Source organism: Vibrio mimicus CAIM 602, from assembly GCF_000338875.1.
Classification (GTDB): domain Bacteria; phylum Pseudomonadota; class Gammaproteobacteria; order Enterobacterales; family Vibrionaceae; genus Vibrio; species Vibrio mimicus.
In genome coordinates, this window is sequence record NZ_AOMO01000120.1 from 1 (window position 1) to 1,196 (window position 1,196).

2 protein-coding genes are annotated in these 1,196 nt (G+C 43.6%); both read left to right on the forward strand.

Features of this window, described 5'->3' with window-relative positions:
- Positions 1-434: 434 nt before the first annotated feature.
- Positions 435-569 (forward strand): DUF645 family protein, encoded by a 135-nt coding sequence (locus tag D908_RS21385; protein ID WP_086026413.1) that lies wholly within the window; start codon positions 435-437, stop codon positions 567-569.
- A gap of 198 nt (positions 570-767) precedes the next feature.
- The gene (locus D908_RS00005; protein ID WP_000260420.1) at positions 768-1,154 is read left to right on the forward strand and encodes a tautomerase family protein; all 387 of its coding nucleotides are present in this window, start codon (positions 768-770) and stop codon (positions 1,152-1,154) included.
- Positions 1,155-1,196: the final 42 nt, after the last annotated feature.

Consider the following 1,196-nt stretch of genomic DNA (forward strand, 5'->3'; position numbering starts at 1 on the left):
ACATCAAAATTACTCATGTTTTTATTCGAATCGGATGCCGAATAGTAGCATTGTTTAAGGTAATGTCGCTTAGCCTAAAGAGTAACGGCTAACAAACGCCTCAAGAGGGACTGCCAACGCGTGGCGTTTCCAGTCCCATTGAGCCGCGGTGGTTGCAGTTGTTGTGTTTAAGTTTAGTGGTAATGCGTTGCCAGCCCCTTAGGCGGGCGTTAGTTTCTATCTAGAAAAATCATCAAACGCTCAGGTTCAACGTTCTGAAAAATCAGCTTTAAGCGTACAAGTTGCACAATTTAGCTTTTGAGTTTTGACTGATGCTGATTTGGTAGAAAGTGTTGAAAGTTCAGCTGGTTCAAAGTCGCTGAAAACCAACAAGCCTCGAAGCTTCAACGTTGTTGGATGTTTAGCACGGTCAGCTTAGTTGCACAAAGGGCTGCATCATCGCTGTGATCTTGCTTTCTTTGTCGCGGACTCTTAACCGTGGCCAACTTAACCTTGATCGTTTTAAATCTTGGCAGCCAACTTCACAGCTTTTGGCGTTGGACGTGTGTTTGCTTGATGCTTTTGCGTAAAATTACTTTCAAGCAAATGTGTTAAAAAAGTCATTTTTAAACAATGAGCTACGAAACTAACAAACGCCTCAAGAGGGACTGTCAACGCGTGGCGTTTCCAGTCCCAATGAGCCGAGGTGGTTTCGGTTGTTGTGTTTAAGTTTGGTGGTAATGCGTTGCCAGCCCCTTAGGCAGGCGTTATACGTTTAAGGAGAAATCGTGGTCGTCATATACGGAATAAAAGATCACTTGAATCCAATTAAAGCTGAGTTGTCCGATGTGATTCAGAACTCAATGACTCAAGCTCTAGGCTTGCCCGAGGATAAACGAGCTCACAGGTTTATTCCGCTTGATAAAAGTGATTTCTACTATCCTAGTGGTCGCACTGATGCCTACACGGTGATTGAAGTAAACATGATGGAAGGTCGCAAAGTAGAAACGAAAAAGGCATTGATCAAAGCGCTTTTTAGTAACATTGAATCTCGATTAGGCATTTCCCCCGTTGATATTGAAATCACAATTAAAGAGCAGCCTTCCCATTGTTGGGGTTTCAGAGGCATTACAGGTGACGAAGTCGCCGACTTAACCTACAAAATCCACGTATAACAAGGCGTTTAAGCGGGATTCATGCCGCGTGGCATTTTGGTA